At 61.1% G+C, this 16,041-nt stretch carries 14 protein-coding genes; 6 read left to right on the forward strand and 8 right to left on the reverse strand.

Annotated elements, in window-relative coordinates; all coding sequences use genetic code 11:
• Positions 1 to 2: 2 nt before the first annotated feature.
• The gene (locus C7A17_RS13285; RefSeq protein ID WP_106738482.1) at positions 3 to 695 is read right to left on the reverse strand and encodes a YggS family pyridoxal phosphate-dependent enzyme; all 693 of its coding nucleotides are present in this window, start codon (positions 693 to 695) and stop codon (positions 3 to 5) included.
• Positions 696 to 770: 75 nt separating this feature from the next.
• Here C7A17_RS13285 and C7A17_RS13290 point away from each other — a divergent pair, with 75 nt between their 5' ends.
• Both C7A17_RS13290 and C7A17_RS13295 read left to right on the forward strand, forming a co-directional pair.
• Positions 771 to 1,805, forward strand: a complete 1,035-nt coding sequence (locus C7A17_RS13290; protein ID WP_106738483.1) for a type IV pilus twitching motility protein PilT — start codon at positions 771 to 773, stop codon at positions 1,803 to 1,805.
• 87 nt (positions 1,806 to 1,892) lie between these two features.
• The gene (locus tag C7A17_RS13295) at positions 1,893 to 3,038 is read left to right on the forward strand and encodes a PilT/PilU family type 4a pilus ATPase (protein ID WP_106738484.1); all 1,146 of its coding nucleotides are present in this window, start codon (positions 1,893 to 1,895) and stop codon (positions 3,036 to 3,038) included.
• On the opposite strand, the gene C7A17_RS13300 is transcribed toward C7A17_RS13295, so the two are convergent.
• A complete protein-coding gene (locus C7A17_RS13300; protein WP_106738485.1) occupies positions 3,004 to 3,891 on the reverse strand; it encodes a TIGR03915 family putative DNA repair protein in 888 nt (295 codons plus the stop codon). The genes C7A17_RS13295 and C7A17_RS13300 overlap by 35 nt on opposite strands.
• Complete coding sequence (locus C7A17_RS13305) at positions 3,891 to 5,102, reverse strand: putative DNA modification/repair radical SAM protein (RefSeq protein ID WP_106738486.1); 1,212 nt, start codon at positions 5,100 to 5,102, stop codon at positions 3,891 to 3,893. Before C7A17_RS13305 ends, C7A17_RS13300 begins: the two co-directional genes overlap by 1 nt.
• 146 nt (positions 5,103 to 5,248) lie before the next feature.
• Here C7A17_RS13305 and C7A17_RS13310 point away from each other — a divergent pair, with 146 nt between their 5' ends.
• Positions 5,249 to 5,647 (forward strand): NINE protein, encoded by a 399-nt coding sequence (locus C7A17_RS13310; protein ID WP_106738487.1) that lies wholly within the window; start codon positions 5,249 to 5,251, stop codon positions 5,645 to 5,647.
• Between the two features lie 147 nt (positions 5,648 to 5,794).
• Here the strand turns inward: C7A17_RS13310 and ntrC are convergent, their stop codons facing one another.
• The 5 genes from ntrC to glnA form a co-directional block, all read right to left on the reverse strand.
• A complete protein-coding gene (gene ntrC / locus C7A17_RS13315; RefSeq protein WP_106738488.1) occupies positions 5,795 to 7,228 on the reverse strand; it encodes a nitrogen regulation protein NR(I) in 1,434 nt (477 codons plus the stop codon).
• Complete coding sequence (gene glnL, locus C7A17_RS13320; protein WP_106738489.1) at positions 7,225 to 8,313, reverse strand: nitrogen regulation protein NR(II); 1,089 nt, start codon at positions 8,311 to 8,313, stop codon at positions 7,225 to 7,227. The genes ntrC and glnL overlap by 4 nt, the downstream gene beginning before the upstream one ends.
• Positions 8,314 to 8,500: 187 nt before the next feature.
• Positions 8,501 to 9,115, reverse strand: a complete 615-nt coding sequence (locus tag C7A17_RS13325) for a DUF4124 domain-containing protein (RefSeq protein ID WP_106738490.1) — start codon at positions 9,113 to 9,115, stop codon at positions 8,501 to 8,503.
• Between the two features lie 5 nt (positions 9,116 to 9,120).
• Positions 9,121 to 9,684: a DUF4124 domain-containing protein gene (locus C7A17_RS13330; RefSeq protein WP_106738491.1), complete on the reverse strand. Its 564-nt coding sequence runs from the start codon at positions 9,682 to 9,684 to the stop codon at positions 9,121 to 9,123.
• 286 nt (positions 9,685 to 9,970) lie between these two features.
• Positions 9,971 to 11,377: a glutamate--ammonia ligase gene (gene glnA, locus C7A17_RS13335; RefSeq protein WP_106738492.1), complete on the reverse strand. Its 1,407-nt coding sequence runs from the start codon at positions 11,375 to 11,377 to the stop codon at positions 9,971 to 9,973.
• A gap of 329 nt (positions 11,378 to 11,706) precedes the next feature.
• Between glnA and thiI the strand changes: the two genes are divergently transcribed.
• The 3 genes from thiI to C7A17_RS13350 all read left to right on the forward strand — a co-directional run bounded on the left by thiI (position 11,707) and on the right by C7A17_RS13350 (position 16,026).
• Positions 11,707 to 13,161, forward strand: a complete 1,455-nt coding sequence (gene thiI / locus C7A17_RS13340; protein WP_106738493.1) for a tRNA uracil 4-sulfurtransferase ThiI — start codon at positions 11,707 to 11,709, stop codon at positions 13,159 to 13,161.
• 130 nt (positions 13,162 to 13,291) lie between these two features.
• Complete coding sequence (typA, locus tag C7A17_RS13345; RefSeq protein WP_106738494.1) at positions 13,292 to 15,112, forward strand: translational GTPase TypA; 1,821 nt, start codon at positions 13,292 to 13,294, stop codon at positions 15,110 to 15,112.
• A 164-nt stretch (positions 15,113 to 15,276) separates the two neighbouring features.
• The gene (locus tag C7A17_RS13350; RefSeq protein ID WP_106738495.1) at positions 15,277 to 16,026 is read left to right on the forward strand and encodes a hypothetical protein; all 750 of its coding nucleotides are present in this window, start codon (positions 15,277 to 15,279) and stop codon (positions 16,024 to 16,026) included.
• Positions 16,027 to 16,041 lie beyond the last annotated feature (15 nt).

Genomic DNA, 16,041 nt, shown 5'->3' on the forward strand with positions numbered 1-16,041 from the left:
ATTCAGTGAGTGGGCTGGCCGTAGTCGCGGGCGCCGAACAGAGCAGTGCCGATGCGGACCCAGGTGGCACCTTCGGCGATGGCGGCTTCCAGATCATGGCTCATGCCCATGGACAGGGTATCGAGATTCAACGCCAGATCATCGCGCAGCTGGCGCAAGCGGGCGAAGGCGGCATGTTGTGCGGCGATGTCATCGGTGGGTTCGGGGATCGCCATCAGGCCGCGCAGTTTCAGGTGGGGCAGGGTCGCGACGGCCTTGGCCAGTGCCGACAGATCCTCGGGTGCGCAGCCGGATTTGCTGTCTTCACCGCTGACGTTGACCTGCAGACAGATGTTCAGCGTTGGCAGGTGGGCGGGGCGCTGCTCGGACAGGCGTTGGGCGATTTTCAGACGATCCACCGAATGTACCCAGTCGAAGTGTTCGGCGATGGGCCGGGTCTTGTTCGACTGAATGGGGCCGATGAAGTGCCAGATCAAGGGCAGATCGCTCAACTCGACCTGCTTTCCCAGGGCCTCCTGCAGGTAGTTTTCGCCAAAATCGGATAGACCGGCGGCATGGGCTTCGCGGATGGCGTCTGCCGGTTTGGTCTTGCTCACCGCAAGCAGGCCGACCTCCGCCAAATTGCGCTGCGAGGCTTGCGCCGCCTCACGGATGCGCGCTCCGACCTTTGCAATATTCTCTGCTATCGTGGACATTACCTGCGCTCTACAAAGCCCGACCTTTAGAGGGTTCGCGGCATTCTACCTGCTTGCTTGTAATTGGGGAGTCCCATGGATATCACTGAGCTGCTTGCCTTCAGCGCCAAGCAAGGCGCGTCGGATTTGCACCTCTCGGCGGGTCTGCCGCCGATGATCCGCGTCGACGGCGACGTGCGCCGCATCAACCTGCCGCCGCTGGATCACAAGCAGGTACACGCGCTGATCTACGACATCATGAATGACAAGCAGCGCAAGGATTTCGAAGAGTTCCTCGAGACCGACTTCTCCTTCGAGGTGCCGGGCGTGGCGCGCTTTCGGGTCAACGCCTTCAACCAGAACCGTGGCGCCGGTGCGGTGTTCCGTACCATTCCGTCCAAGGTGCTGACCATGGATGACCTGGGCATGGGCGAGGTCTTCCGCAAGATCACCGACGTGCCGCGCGGCCTGGTGCTGGTCACCGGCCCCACCGGTTCGGGCAAGTCGACCACCCTGGCGGCGATGCTCGACTACCTCAACAGCAACAAGTACCACCATATCCTTACCATCGAAGATCCTATCGAATTCGTCCACGAATCGAAGAAGTGCCTGGTCAACCAGCGTGAGGTGCACCGCGACACCCACGGCTTCTCCGAAGCACTGCGTTCGGCGCTGCGCGAAGACCCGGACATCATCCTGGTGGGTGAGATGCGTGACCTGGAAACCATCCGCCTGGCGCTGACTGCCGCGGAAACCGGCCACCTGGTATTCGGCACCCTGCACACCACCTCCGCTGCCAAGACCATCGACCGTGTGGTCGACGTGTTCCCGGCCGAAGAGAAGTCGATGGTGCGCTCGATGCTCTCCGAATCGCTGCAAGCGGTGATTTCGCAGACCCTGCTGAAGAAGATCGGCGGTGGTCGTGTGGCGGCGCATGAAATCATGATCGGTACGCCGGCCATCCGTAACCTGATCCGCGAGGACAAGGTGGCGCAGATGTATTCGGCGATCCAGACCGGCGGTGCGCTGGGCATGCAGACTCTGGACGCCTGCCTGAAGACGCTGGTATCCAAGGGGCTGGTCAGCCGCGACAGTGCGCGCGAAAAGGCCAAGAGCCCCGAGAACTTCTAAAAGCCGCAGCGACTGCGCCGCACGCCGCCAGTCGTCAGGCCCGCTCAGGGCCTTTATCGGGCGTGCAGCTGATTGGCGAGACCGAAGATGGAATTCGAAAAACTATTGCGCCTGATGGTCGAAAAAGGCGGCTCCGATCTGTTCATCACTGCCGGTGTGCCACCGTCGATGAAGGTCAATGGCAAGATCATGCCGGTGACCAAGAACGCCATGTCGCCGGAGCAGACCCGCGAGACCGTTCTGGGCGTGATGAACGAGGCGCAGCGCCGCGACTTTGCCGAGAACCACGAGTGCAACTTTGCCATCAGCGCCCGTGGCATTGGTCGTTTCCGTGTCAGTGCCTTCTACCAGCGCAACCTGGTGGGTATGGTGCTGCGTCGTATCGAGACCACCATCCCGACCATCGACGAACTCAAACTGCCGGAAATCCTCAAGAAGTTGTCGCTGACCAAGCGTGGCCTGGTGTTGTTCGTCGGGGCCACTGGTACCGGCAAGTCGACTTCGCTGGCGGCGATGATCGGCTATCGCAACCGCAACAGCAGCGGCCACATCATCTCCATCGAAGATCCGATCGAATACATCCACCAGCACCAGAGCTGCATCGTCACGCAGCGCGAAGTGGGCATCGACACCGAGTCGTTCGAGGTGGCACTGAAGAACACCCTGCGCCAGGCGCCGGACGTGATCATGATCGGCGAGGTGCGCACCCGCGAGACCATGGATCACGCTGTGGCCTTCGCCGAAACCGGTCACTTGTGCCTGGCCACCCTGCACGCCAACAACGCCAACCAGGCGCTGGATCGCATCATCAACTTCTTCCCAGCCGATCGGCAGAATCAGGTGTGGATGGATCTGTCGCTCAACCTCAAGGCCATCGTCGCCCAGCAACTGGTGCCAACGCCGGATGGCAAGGGGCGCCGCGCGGTGATCGAGGTGCTGATCAATACCCCGCTGGCTGCCGACCTGATCCGCAAGGGCGAAGTGCACGAGCTCAAGGGCCTGATGAAGCGCTCCACCGAGCAGGGCATGCAGACCTTCGATCAGGCGTTGTACAACCTCTACACCCAGGGTGAGATCACCTACGAAGATGCGCTGCTCTACGCCGACTCGGCCAACGACCTGCGCCTGATGATCAAACTCGGTTCGGAAACCGACGGCGACCACCTGACCAGCATGGCCCAGGGCCTGGCGCTGGAGGTCAGCGAGGAAGATCCGGGGCGTCGCTTCCGCTGATGCTGCCAGAGAGGGGACGCGATGCGTCCCCTTCGTTCACCTGGGCAATGCGTTTTCCCTTCCTGCCGGCCAGCACCAGTGCCTGGCCGTCGCGTTGCGCACCGGCGCGCGCTTCGCTCATCAACTGCGGGATCAGTGGCCCCTCCGGCAGGTGCTTCCAGAACCTCAGGGGCAGGTGCTGCTGCATCACCGTGCGATTGAGCCGTGCCGGGTTGAAGGTGCTGCCATAGTAGGCCCGCCACAGTGCCTGGCCGTCATCGTCGGATTGCTGCGCCCAGGCTTGCCATTGCACGGGGCAGCGGCGCTCATGCTGCAGGCTCTGGCCGTTCCAGTAGACGCCATCGCGCGGTGTGGCGATCAGCCAACTGTGCTTGCCCAGGCGTTCGGCGAAGTGTCCGCTGGCTGAGGCGAGAATATCGTGCGCCGGTTCGAACCAGGCGACGAAGTCGGGTGCGCCTGCTGTCTTGCCCGGCTGGAAACGCACGAAGGCATGCAGGTGATGGGCCTCGCGACGCACTGCCTTGAGCCGGCGGTGCAGCTCGCTGCCGTCGGGATCGCCCGCCAGCACGGCGCTGCGTTCGCCCTGCACGAAGCGCCAGAGCACACGATAGAGCAGGCTCCAGCGTTCCTCACCGCGATACTGCGCGGCGCTTTCCAGCAAATCGAGCAGTTCGGGGGAGACACGCAGGCGGCCATTGGGCTCTGGTGCGCGCTCGGCGGCTTCGTCGAACAGGCCAGGTGCTGCTTCTTCGTCCAGCCACTGCAGTTGATGCGGCGCCAGGTTTTGCAGCAGGGCACGCCGTGCGGCCTGACGCCAGGTGGCGAAGGTGCCGTCGAAGCGCAGGCTGTGCATCACCACAACGCCATTTGCGCCGAGGTATCGCGCAGCTGCTGACGCAGTACCACGGACTCGTGCTCGGCCCGCGGTGGCCGGTAATCCTGAGTAACGATGAAGGGCTTGGCCTTTTCCAGGACGCAGCGCAGGCGGGTCAGATCTTCATAACGGATGCGCCGTTCACGACGCAGCGCGCCCAGGCGCCGTGCGCTGAGCACGCCGATGCCCGGTACGCGGGCGATCAGCGATTCGTCGGCGCGGTTGAGATCGACGGGAAACTGTTCGCGGTTGGCCAGTGCCCAGGCCAGCTTGGGGTCGATATCCAGTGCCAGGTTGCCGGGGCCGGCGAGCAGTTCCGTGGCACTGAAGCCATATCCGCGCATGAGGAAGTCCGCCTGGTACAGGCGGTGTTCGCGCAGCAAAGGCGGCGCTTCGAAGGGAACGGTCTTCGGGCTCTGTGGAATTGGGCTGAACGCCGAGTAGTAGACGCGGCGCAGGCGGTAGTCGTGATACAGCGTCTGGGCGTTGTGCAGGATGGTGCTGTCGTCGGTGGCGTCTGCGCCGACGATCATCTGCGTGCTCTGCCCGGCAGGGGCGAAGCGCGGCGCGCGGTGTTCTTCCCTGGCCTCGCGCTCGCCCTGATGAATGTTGTGCATGGCCTGGTGGATGCTGCCGACGTTCTTTTCCGGCGCCAGGCGTACCAGGCTGGTTTCGGTGGGCAGCTCGATATTGACGCTGAGGCGGTCGGCATACAGGCCGGCCTCGGCGATCAGTTCCGGCGCGGCCTCGGGGATGGTCTTGAGGTGAATGTAGCCGCGGAACTGATGCTCCTGGCGCAGCAGTTTGGCGACACGGATCAACTGCTCCATGGTGTAGTCGGCCGAGCGGATGATGCCGGAGCTGAGAAACAGGCCGCTGATGCAGTTGCGTTTGTAGAAGTCCAGCGTCAGGGTCACCACTTCCTCGGGTGTGAAGCGCGCTCGCGGCACATCGCTGGAGCGACGGTTGATGCAGTATTGGCAGTCGTACAGGCAGAAGTTGGTCAGCAGCACTTTGAGCAGCGCTACGCAGCGGCCATCCGGTGTGTAGCTGTGGCAGATGCCCATGCCATTGGTCGAGCCGATGCCATCCTTGCCTTTCGAGCTGCGCTTTGGCGCGCCGCTGCTGGCGCAGGAGGCGTCGTATTTTGCGGCGTCGGCGAGGATCGTGAGTTTCTCGATCAGTTGCATGCAGAAGGCTCGAATACTGTTTTTATATACAGTAATCTGCGAATCTGTGACAGGCAAGCGCTTTACGGTACTTGAGTGTGGAGCGGCGCCATGAAACCTTGCCAGCAGGGCAGCGTCATATGCGCAGATTGATCAAGGAGATCGCCATGCAACGACATGACACGCACAGCAAGCTGATTGGTTATCTGTTGTGGATTTTCGGTTTCCTCGGTTCGCACCGCTTCTATTACGGCAAGCCGGTGACCGGCACCATCTGGTTCTTCACCCTGGGATTGTTCTTCATCGGCTGGATCATCGACCTGTTCCTGATCCCGGCGATGGATCGCGAGGCCGATCTGCGCTTCACTGCGGGTGACATCGACTACAACGTGGCGTGGATTCTGCTGACCTTCCTCGGCGTGTTCGGTGTGCACCGCATGTATCAGGGCAAGTGGATCACCGGGATCATTTACCTGTTCACCGGTGGCCTGTTCCTGGTCGGCGTGCTCTATGACTTCTGGACGCTGAACACGCAGATTTCGATCAAGAACGCGCAGCGCGGTTGAGCTTGTTTCAATAGGCGGTGCGCGCGGCGCACCCTACGGTCGTCGCGCTCTGGGTAGGGTGCGCTGTGCGCACCACCAATGGCCGGCCAGTGACTACAAATAAAAAGGGCATCCCATGGGATGCCCTTTTTCGTCACGCTAGCTGACTCAGTCGTCGTTGTCGTCGTCGTCCGCGCCGTCGACCTTCATGCCCAGTTCCTTGATCTTGCGCGTCAGGGTATTGCGGCCCCAGCCGAGCAGCAGCGCGGCGTCGCGGCGGCGGCCGGCGGTGTGCTTGAGGGCGGTCTCGATCATGATGCGTTCGAAGGCCGGTACGGCAGTATCGAGCAGGTTGGATTGACCGCGGGCCAGGGCCTGGTCGGCCCACAGGCGCAGGGCCTGCTCCCAGTTGGTGACCGGTGCGGCGTCCTGCGGCTGGGTCAGCAGCTCTGGTGGCAGGTCGTCGACGTGCACTTCGCGACCGGAGGCCATGACGGTAATCCAGCGGCAGGTGTTCTCCAGCTGGCGCACGTTGCCCGGCCACGGCAGGTGCTTGAGGTAATCCTCGGTCTCGCTCTTGAGCAGCTTCGGCTCCACCGCCAGCTCTTGTGCGGCACGGGCGAGGAAGTGGTGGGCCAGGGTCGGAATATCTTCTCGGCGGTCGGCCAGGCGCGGGATGTGGATGCGGATGACGTTGAGGCGGTGGAACAAGTCCTCACGGAACTTGCCGGCCTGCACCAGCGTTTCCAGGTTCTGGTGGGTGGCGGCGATGATGCGCACGTCCACTTTCACCGGAGTGTGGCCGCCAACGCGGTAGAACTCGCCATCGGCCAGCACACGCAGCAGTCGGGTCTGGGTGTCGGCCGGCATGTCGCCGATCTCGTCGAGGAACAGGGTGCCGCCATCGGCCTGCTCGAAGCGGCCACGGCGCTGGTTGGCTGCACCGGTGAAGGCACCTTTCTCGTGGCCGAACAGCTCGGATTCCATCAGATCCTTGGGGATGGCCGCCATGTTCAGCGCGATGAACGGTGCCACCGCACGCGGGCTGTGGCGGTGCAGGGCGTGGGCTACCAGCTCTTTACCCGTACCGGATTCACCGTTGATCAGCACGGTGATATTGGAATGCGAAAGCCGGCCAATGGCGCGGAACACCTCCTGCATCGCCGGCGCTTCGCCGATGATTTCCGGGGTGCGGGCCTGCGCGGCTGGTACGGCCAGGCTCTGTTGCTCCTGGGCGTGCTGGAAGGCGCGCTTGACCAGGGAGACGGCTTCGTCGACGTCGAATGGTTTGGGCAGGTATTCGAAGGCGCCGCCCTGATAGCTGGCGACCGCGCTATCCAGGTCGGAATGCGCGGTCATGATGATCACAGGCAGGCGCGGATACAGCTCGCGGATGCGTGCCAGCAGGTCGAGGCCGCTGGCGCCGGGCATGCGGATGTCGGAGATGATCACATCCGGCTGTTGGCGGGTCAGGCGGGCGAGTACACCGTCTGCACTGTCGAAACTCTGGGTGGTCATGCCTTCCTGTTGCAGGGCCTTTTCCAGTACCCAGCGGATGGAACGATCGTCGTCGACAATCCAGACGGTTTCACTGCGGCTCATGGCGTGGGCGCTCCTTGTTCCAGCGGCAGAAAGATCGAGAACACGGTGTGGCCGGGATGGCTCTCGCATTCGATCAGACCCTGGTGCTGGCTAATGATGTTCTGGGTGATGGCCAGGCCCAGGCCGGTGCCGTCGGCACGACCACTGACCATGGGGTAGAAGATGGTTTCCTGCAGCTCCGGCGGAATACCGGGGCCGTTGTCGATGATCTCGACCTTGACCACCAGGCGATGGCGAGTGTGGCCGATGGTGAACTGGCGAATGGTGCGTGTGCGCAGGCTGATGCGGCCCAGGCCCATGTCGTGTCTCTGCCCGGCGATGGCCTGCATGGCATTGCGCACGATATTGAGCACGGCCTGGATCATCTGCTCGCGATCGATCAGCAGATCCGGAATGCTCGGGTCGTAGTCACGCACCAGGGTAATGCTGCCCTGGCTTTCCGCCTCGATGAGGTTGGCGACACGTTCGAGCACCTCGTGCACGTTGGTCATCGCCAGTGACGGCAGCTTGTTCGAGCCGAGCATGCGGTCGACCAGGTTACGCAGACGGTCGGCCTCCTCGATGATGACGTTGGTGTAGTCCTTGAGATCTTCGTTGGGCAGTTCGCGCGAGAGCAGCTGCGCTGCGCCACGAATACCACCGAGCGGGTTCTTGATCTCGTGAGCCAGGCCACGCACCAGCAGTTTGGTGGTCTCCTGCTTGGATAGCTGCGCCTCCTCCTTGGTAATGCGCAGCAGGCGGTCGCGCGGGTGCACCTCCAGCAGCAGCAGGGTCTCGCCCTTGCTGTACAGCGGGGTGACGGCGTAGTCGACGGTGAGCGTCTGGCCGGTGACCGAGGTCAGTACGGCTTCGCGCTTGTTGAACGGGTGCGCCTGCTCCACCGCTTGGCGCAGAGACGATAGCGCCTCTGGCGATTCGGTGAACAGTTCGCTGATGAACTGACCATGGCTGCGTTGACCGCTGACGGCCAGGAGCATTTCCGCCGCCGGGTTCATGTACTCAAGGCACAGTTGGCTATTGAGCAGCAGGGTGGCGGTGGTCAGGTTGTCGAGTAGCAGGCGGTGCAGAGCGTCGTTGATAGTCATAGGCAGTGCGTTCCGGCAATGGGCAGGAAAATGCAAGAAGCAAACCAAAGCCCCGAAAAGACGCATGTTTTGTGCGCTTTGCCAGGTTTTGGCCGCCTTGCGGCGCTGCTGGGCGAGGAGCTGCGACCCAAAACAGGGATAGCTTAGGAGGTGGTGCGTTTTATTGCACCGTAATGGTGCTCTGTGATCAGAAGAAGGGCAGGATGCTGACGTCTTCCTTGGGCTTGTCCTTCAGTGGGCATTCGGGGCGAACGCCGTATTCATCCTTCTTGCAGGGGTTGACCTTGCGTTTCTGCGCCAATGTCATGCGGTGCATATGGAAAGGCTGTGCTGGCGTACGCTCGACGATGAGCCCGGCGCTGTCGATGATTTCTGCCACCAACTGGTGCGTGCCTCGGTCGATGTGCTGCAGAGAGAAGACCGGGCTACGGCTCGCCTCGCCCTGTACCTCGCCATCGAGCAGCAGACGATAGCTGTGGCCGGGGAGCAGGCCGGGCTCGCTGTTGAGCGTGACGATCATGTCGCCCGAGCCATTGTGGATCGAGGCGTCCGGCTCCGGCACGATGATGCGCAGCAACTGGTAGTGCACGGTCTGTTTGGTGACCGCGGGCGGATCCATGCGCGCCGTCGCGGCGGGCGGGTTCGTCTGCATGTTGTTGGACGGTGCCAGGATCACCCGCTCGGCATTGCTGCTGCGCGGTTTGTCGGTGAATACACGGTTACCCTCGGCGTCGATATAGGTATAGACCTGGGCCAGGGTACCTTGGGTGATGAACAGCAGGCAGAGCAGCAGTGCACGCATCGTGATCAGTTCGCAGGTCTTGGAGTTGGGCGTGGCGGCGTTGCAGGTTGACGGGCAGGGCTGTTGACGCTGATGCGTTGCACGGTGAAGGTCTCGGTGTTGCTTTGCTGGATGATGCGTTCGCCAGCCACGACGGCAACAGCCAGATTGTGCTCGCCACGGTCGACGTTGGTCAGTTGCAGGCTCGGCACGTTGCTCGCCTGGCCATAGGGTTCGCCATCGAGAATCAAGCGCAGGCGGTGGCCTGGCTGCAGGCGCGGCTGGATGTTCACGCCGACGATGAAGGTACCGTTGTTGGCGCGCATGGCTTCTTCGTCCGGGATACCGGTCAGGCTCAGCACGGCGTAGGGCGCCTCGTCCTGGGTAGAGGTGTTGCTGCTATCGACCGGCACGCTGGGTGTCTGCATCTCGACCGTATTGGTTGGTGGCAGCTCTACCGCCTCGGCTGCAGTGCCATCCGGTGGTTGATTGGTGAAGACCGTGTTGCCGTTGGAGTCGATGTATTTGTAGATCTGTGCGCTGGCCGGCAGGGTCAGGGCAAGTAGCAGGCAGGCGATTAGCGGGCGCATGGGCCAATCCTTCCTCGGATGATGCGCTAAGCCTTGCACTGCTGTTGGCTCCTGGCAAGCGCAGGGCGCTATGGCTGTGACGTTTGGCTACAAATCGGCTCGGGCTGTGGGTATCGGTTGCGTAGGGTGTCGCGGGGCCGCCTAGGTCGTGCGCACCATCGACCCCGAGCCGATACCGCAGGTGGTGCGCATGGCGCAGCACCCTACGGGGCAATGAAAAAGCCCCGCCAGGCAGTGCCGAGCGGGGCTTTCGAAACGCGCCGCACGAAGGCGGCGCGAGACTGGCTTAGACGCTGTAGTACAGGTCGTATTCCAGCGGGTGCACGAAGGTGCGAACCTTGATTTCTTCTTCCGATTTCAGCTCGATGTAGGCATCGATGAAATCGTCGGAGAATACGCCGCCCTTGGTCAGGAAGGCACGGCCCTTGTCCAGCTCTTCCAGGGCTTCTTTCAGGCTGCCGCAAACCTGCGGGATCAGCTTGCCTTCTTCCGGCGGCAGGTCGTACAGGTTCTTGTCGGCTGCATCGCCAGGGTGGATCTTGTTCTGGATACCGTCGATACCGGCCATCAGCAGAGCAGCGAAGGCCAGGTACGGGTTGGCAGCCGGATCCGGGAAGCGCGCTTCGATGCGGCGGGCTTTCGGGCTGGAAACGTACGGAATACGGATCGAGGCCGAACGGTTACGGGCCGAGTAAGCCAGCATGACCGGCGCTTCGAAGCCTGGAACCAGACGCTTGTAGGAGTTGGTCGACGGGTTGGTGAAGCCGTTCAGGGCCTTACCGTGCTTGATGATGCCGCCGATGAAGTACAGAGCGGTCTCGGACAGACCGGCATAGCCTTCGCCAGCGAAGGTGTTCTTGCCGTCTTTGGAGATCGACATGTGCACGTGCATGCCCGAGCCGTTGTCGCCGTACAGCGGCTTCGGCATGAAGGTAGCGGTCTTGCCGTAGGCGTCGGCTACGTTGTGCACGCAGTACTTCAGGGTCTGAACTTCGTCAGCCTTGGCGACCAGGGTGTTGAATTTCACACCGATTTCGTTCTGGCCGGCAGTGGCCACTTCGTGGTGGTGCACTTCGACGACCAGGCCCATTTCTTCCATGGCATTACACATGGCAGTACGGATTTCGTGGTCGTGGTCGCACGGCGGAACCGGGAAGTAACCGCCTTTGACGGCAGGACGGTGGCCTTTGTTGCCGCCTTCGATGTCGGCGTCGGTGTTCCAGGAACCCTGCTCGGAGAAGATCTTGAACATGGAACCGGAGATGTCGGACTTGAACTTCACTTCGTCGAAGATGAAGAACTCAGGCTCCGGGCCGACGAATACGGTGTCACCGATACCGGTCGACTTCAGGAATTCTTCAGCGCGCTTGGCAATGGAGCGCGGGTCGCGATCGTAGCCCTGCATGGTGCTCGGCTCGATGATGTCGCAGACGATGATCAGAGTCGGCTCTTCGGTGAACGGATCCAGTACGGAGGTCTCGTCGACCGGCAGCAGGATCATGTCGGAGGCTTCGATGCCTTTCCAACCATGGATGGACGAACCGTCGAACATCTTGCCGTGTTCGAAGAAGTCTTCGTCCAGGGCGTCACGGGCCGGCATGGTCACGTGGTGCTGCTTGCCCTTGGTGTCGGTGAAGCGCAGGTCTACCCACTTCACGTCGTGTTCTTTGATCAGTTGAACAGCCTTAGACATGTTGTCCTCCAGGTGGAAAAGGCTCTTATCGATAAGCCTTGAAGATACGGTGAAGCCCGGCGGGATAGTCCTTCAGGGCGACCTGCCTCACAAGGGAGCAAATTGCATGCCAGTGCCCTGTAATGGGCAGAGTGCCCGAAACTCAGGCGTTCCGCTGGCTGAGGAGGTTTTTCAAGAAGATATTTGCACCATTAAGGTGCTGCTAAATGTGCTGATGCTTGATTTTGGTGCGATGCGTTGTGGGTGTAGGATTTTTGGTCAAAGCTTGAGCAATTTCCGCTATAATCCGCGCCCCTGTTTTTTCGTCCCGTCGAGCGGGCGCTCTATTCATGAAGCTGATCGTCAAAGTTTTCCCGGAAATCACCATCAAGAGTCGCCCGGTGCGCAAGCAGTTCATCCGCCAGTTGGGGAAGAACATTCGCTCCGTGCTGCGCGATCTCGACCCTGAATTGAAGGTCACGGGTGTCTGGGACAACCTCGAGGTTGAAACGCTGGTTGACGATCCGAAGCTGCTCGCCGAGATGACCGAACGCCTGCGCTGCACGCCGGGCATCGGTCTGTTTCTCGAGGTGAATGAGTACCCGCTGGGCGACCTGGACGACATCACCGAGCACTGCAAGCGTCATTACGCCGATCAGTTGCCGGGCAAGATCTTCGCCGTGCGCTGCAAACGTGGCGGTAAGCAGTCGTTCAGCTCCATGGATGTCGAGCGCCATGTCGGCAGCCGTCTGCGTCTGGAGTGCGGCGCCGCCGGCATCGATCTGAAGAAGCCGGAAGTCGAAGTGCGCATGGAGATTCGCGACCAGCGCCTGTTCGTCGTGCACCATCGCCATGAAGGTCTCGGTGGTTACCCGCTGGGTTCGCTGGAGCAGACCCTAGTTCTTATGAGCGGCGGCTTCGACTCCACCGTGGCGGCCTACCAGATGATGCGCCGCGGCCTGGTTACCCACTTCTGCTTCTTCAACCTCGGCGGCCGTGCCCACGAGCTGGGCGTGATGGAAGTAGCGCACTATCTATGGCAGAAGTTCGGTCGCTCGCAGCGCGTGCTGTTCGTCAGCGTACCGTTCGAGGAAGTGGTCGGCGAGATCCTCGGCAAGGTCGACAACAGCCAGATGGGCGTTATCCTCAAACGCATGATGTTGCGCGCCGCTACCCGTGTTGCCGAACGTCTGGAGATCGAAGCGCTGGTGACCGGCGAGGCGATCAGCCAGGTGTCGAGCCAGACCCTGACCAACCTGGCGGTGATCGATTCGGTCACCGACATGCTGGTGATGCGCCCGCTGATCGCCAGCCACAAGCAGGACATCATCGACACCGCCACGCAGATCGGTACCGCCGAGTTCGCCAAGAACATGCCCGAATACTGCGGGGTGATTTCGGTCAATCCGACCACCCGCGCCCGCGGCTATCGCGTGGAAAGGGAAGAGGCCCAGTTCGACATGGCCGTTCTCGAACGTGCCCTGGAGCGTGCCACTCAGTTGCCGATCGATCGCGTGATCGACGAGTTGGGCAAGGACATTCAGGTCGAAACGGTCGCCGAGGCGTTGGCCGGACAGATCGTCATCGATATCCGCCACCCCGATGCCGCCGAAGATGAGCCGCTGGCCATACCCGGTGTCGAGGTGCAGGCTCTGCCGTTCTACGCGCTGAACAACAAATTCAAGGAACTGGATGAGAACCGCCAGTACCTGCTGTATTGCGACAAGGGCGTCATGAGTCGCCTGCATGCCCACCATCTGCTGAGCGAGGGGCATGCCAATGTGCGCGTTTATCGTCCGGCATAGAACGCCGGGGTTGAATGGCGGGAGTATCCGCCATCGCCCTCCCGACCGTTCGGCTCACTGATCCCCTTTTCTTCATATTCGTCGTCCACGCTGGGCGGCACACCGCATCCTCTGATCGAGAAACACACAAGTGATCGAAAATCTCCGCAACATCGCCATCATCGCCCACGTCGACCATGGCAAGACCACCCTCGTCGACGCCCTGCTGCGTCAGTCCGGCACCCTGGAGCGCAACGAGCTCAACGATGAGCGCGTGATGGACAGCAACGACCAGGAAAAAGAGCGCGGCATTACCATTCTGGCGAAGAACACCGCCATCAAGTGGAACGACTACCGCATCAACATCGTCGACACCCCCGGCCACGCCGACTTCGGTGGCGAAGTTGAGCGCGTGATGTCCATGGTCGACTCCGTACTGCTGGTCGTTGACGCCCAGGACGGCCCGATGCCGCAAACCCGTTTCGTGACCAAGAAGGCCTTCGAAGCCGGCCTGCGTCCGATCGTGGTGATCAACAAGATCGACCGTCCGGGCGCGCGCCCTGACTGGGTCATGGATCAGATCTTCGACCTGTTCGACAACCTTGGCGCCACCGACGAGCAGCTCGACTTCCAGGTCGTTTACGCCAGCGCCCTGAACGGCATCGCCGGTCTTGACCACACCGACATGGCCGAAGACCTGACCCCGCTGTACCAGGCTATCGTCGACCACGTGCCGGCGCCGAACGTCGACCTCGACGGCCCGTTCCAGATGCAGATTTCCGCGCTGGACTACAACAGCTTCCTCGGCATCATCGGCGTTGGCCGCATTGCCCGCGGCAAGGTCAAGCCGAACACTCCGGTCACTGCCATCGACGTCGACGGCAAGAAGCGTAACGGCCGTATCCTCAAGCTGATGGGTCACCATGGCCTGCACCGCGTGGACGTCGAAGAAGCCACTGCCGGTGACATCGTCTGCGTCAGCGGCATGGATCAGCTGTTCATCTCCGACACCCTGTGCGACATCAACCACGTCGAAGCGATGAAGCCGCTGACCGTTGACGAGCCGACCGTATCGATGACCTTCCAGGTCAACGACTCGCCGTTCTGCGGCAAGGAAGGCAAGTTCGTCACCAGCCGCAACATCAAGGAGCGTTTGGACAAGGAGCTGCTGTACAACGTGGCCCTGCGCGTTGAAGAAGGCGACAGCGCCGACAAGTTCAAGGTCTCCGGCCGTGGTGAGCTGCACCTGTCGGTACTGATCGAAACCATGCGTCGCGAAGGCTTCGAAATGGGTGTTGGTCGTCCGGAAGTGATCATCCGCGAAGTCGACGGCGTCAAGCAGGAGCCGTTCGAGAACGTCACCATCGACATCCCTGAGGAGTCCCAGGGCAAGGTCATGGAAGAAATGGGCCTGCGTAAGGGCGACCTGACCAACATGTCGCCGGACGGCAAAGGTCGTGTGCGTCTGGAGTACAACATCCCGGCTCGCGGTCTGATCGGTTTCCGTAACCAGTTCCTGACCCTGACCAACGGCGCCGGCATCCTGACCTCGATCTTCGACCGTTACGACACCGTCAAGCCGGGCACCATGTCTGGTCGTCAGAACGGCGTACTGGTGTCGATCGATACCGGCAAGGCGCTGACCTATTCCCTGGAAACCCTGCAGGCGCGCGGCAAGCTGTTCGTCGAGCACGGCCAGGAAATCTACAACGGTCAGATCGTCGGCCTGAACAGCCGCGACAACGACCTGGGCGTGAACCCGACCAAGGGCAAGAAGCTCGACAACATGCGCGCTTCGGGCAAGGACGAAACCATTGCCCTGGTACCGCCGGTTCGCTTCACCCTGGAGCAGGCTCTGGAATTCATCCAGGACGACGAGCTTTGCGAAGTGACGCCGAAGTCGATCCGTCTGCGCAAGAAGATCCTCGACGAAGGCGAACGCACCCGCGCTGCCAAGAAAGCCAAGGCCTGATCGCCATCGGCTAGCGTCGAGTTGTAAATGAAAAGCCCCGTCAGAGCGATCTGGCGGGGCTTTTTAGTCATTAAGGAGCCTGCTAAATAACTATTTGATATTGTTGGTCGTCTGCACTTTTGGAGGGATGCCTAGTAAGGCGTTTGCTAAGGAGATTTATGCCAATGAATGGCCTGACAGTTTTAATTCTTGCCGCGGAAAATGGTGTCAAGCAGGAGCGGTGGACAGCAACCTCTACGCCTAAGCAATTGATCTCGGTTAATGGTGAGACTCTCTTGGGGCGTACGCTGCGTCTTCTCAAGGAGAGAGGCGTCATATCTCCGTTACTGCTCACTGCCAGCGAAGTGCTGGCTAGGTACCCTGTTTTGACTTGGTGCCCATTGCAGCGAGAAACCAAGGCGCACAGTCTGTTATCGGCAGATACGATCGCAGGCGATGGAGGTGTGATTGTGCTTTATAGCGACGTTTACTACTCCGAGGCCGCGATCACCAAAGTTTTTGCGTGTGAGAAAACCCGTTTCTACGGACGCGATGGGCGAAGTGCATACACCTTTAAGAATTATGGGGAGTTGTTCGCCGTGCGCATTGCGCGTGAGGATCGTGAGCGCGCCCGCTCAGCGTTGAACGATGCTGTGGCGTTCTATCAGCGTACGGGAAACCAGAGCTTTTGGGCGTTTTACAGATTGATGGCCGGCTTGCCGCTTGAGGACAACAAGGCCATTGAGCGCTGTCTCTTCGTAGATATTCATGATGAAACGGATGACATCGATTTTGCTGAGGAAGTCCCGCAGTTGATCGAGGCTATTGAAAAGCCTCTAAGGTGGCGGGTGAGGCATCTGTTACGTCGATTGAGTCTGGCGAACAAGAGACGCCGTGAGCGCGCGAGCCGCGGTGCAGCCAGGGCCTCGATTTAGACTTGCCTATTGGAT

The sequence above is a fragment of the Pseudomonas mendocina genome (assembly GCF_003008615.1).
Classification (GTDB): domain Bacteria; phylum Pseudomonadota; class Gammaproteobacteria; order Pseudomonadales; family Pseudomonadaceae; genus Aquipseudomonas; species Aquipseudomonas mendocina_C.

Bases quoted from the DNA above. Each gene is read 5' to 3' on its own strand.
- C7A17_RS13285 (WP_106738482.1), bottom strand. From the start codon at position 695: ATGTCCACGATAGCAGAGAATATTGCAAAGGTCGGAGCGCGCATCCGT.
- C7A17_RS13290 (WP_106738483.1), top strand. From the start codon at position 771: ATGGATATCACTGAGCTGCTTGCCTTCAGCGCCAAGCAAGGCGCGTCG.
- C7A17_RS13295 (WP_106738484.1), top strand. From the start codon at position 1,893: ATGGAATTCGAAAAACTATTGCGCCTGATGGTCGAAAAAGGCGGCTCC.
- C7A17_RS13300 (WP_106738485.1), bottom strand. From the start codon at position 3,891: ATGCACAGCCTGCGCTTCGACGGCACCTTCGCCACCTGGCGTCAGGCC.
- C7A17_RS13305 (WP_106738486.1), bottom strand. From the start codon at position 5,102: ATGCAACTGATCGAGAAACTCACGATCCTCGCCGACGCCGCAAAATAC.
- C7A17_RS13310 (WP_106738487.1), top strand. From the start codon at position 5,249: ATGCAACGACATGACACGCACAGCAAGCTGATTGGTTATCTGTTGTGG.
- ntrC (WP_106738488.1), bottom strand. From the start codon at position 7,228: ATGAGCCGCAGTGAAACCGTCTGGATTGTCGACGACGATCGTTCCATC.
- glnL (WP_106738489.1), bottom strand. From the start codon at position 8,313: ATGACTATCAACGACGCTCTGCACCGCCTGCTACTCGACAACCTGACC.
- C7A17_RS13325 (WP_106738490.1), bottom strand. From the start codon at position 9,115: ATGCGTGCACTGCTGCTCTGCCTGCTGTTCATCACCCAAGGTACCCTG.
- C7A17_RS13330 (WP_106738491.1), bottom strand. From the start codon at position 9,684: ATGCGCCCGCTAATCGCCTGCCTGCTACTTGCCCTGACCCTGCCGGCC.
- glnA (WP_106738492.1), bottom strand. From the start codon at position 11,377: ATGTCTAAGGCTGTTCAACTGATCAAAGAACACGACGTGAAGTGGGTA.
- thiI (WP_106738493.1), top strand. From the start codon at position 11,707: ATGAAGCTGATCGTCAAAGTTTTCCCGGAAATCACCATCAAGAGTCGC.
- C7A17_RS13350 (WP_106738495.1), top strand. From the start codon at position 15,277: ATGAATGGCCTGACAGTTTTAATTCTTGCCGCGGAAAATGGTGTCAAG.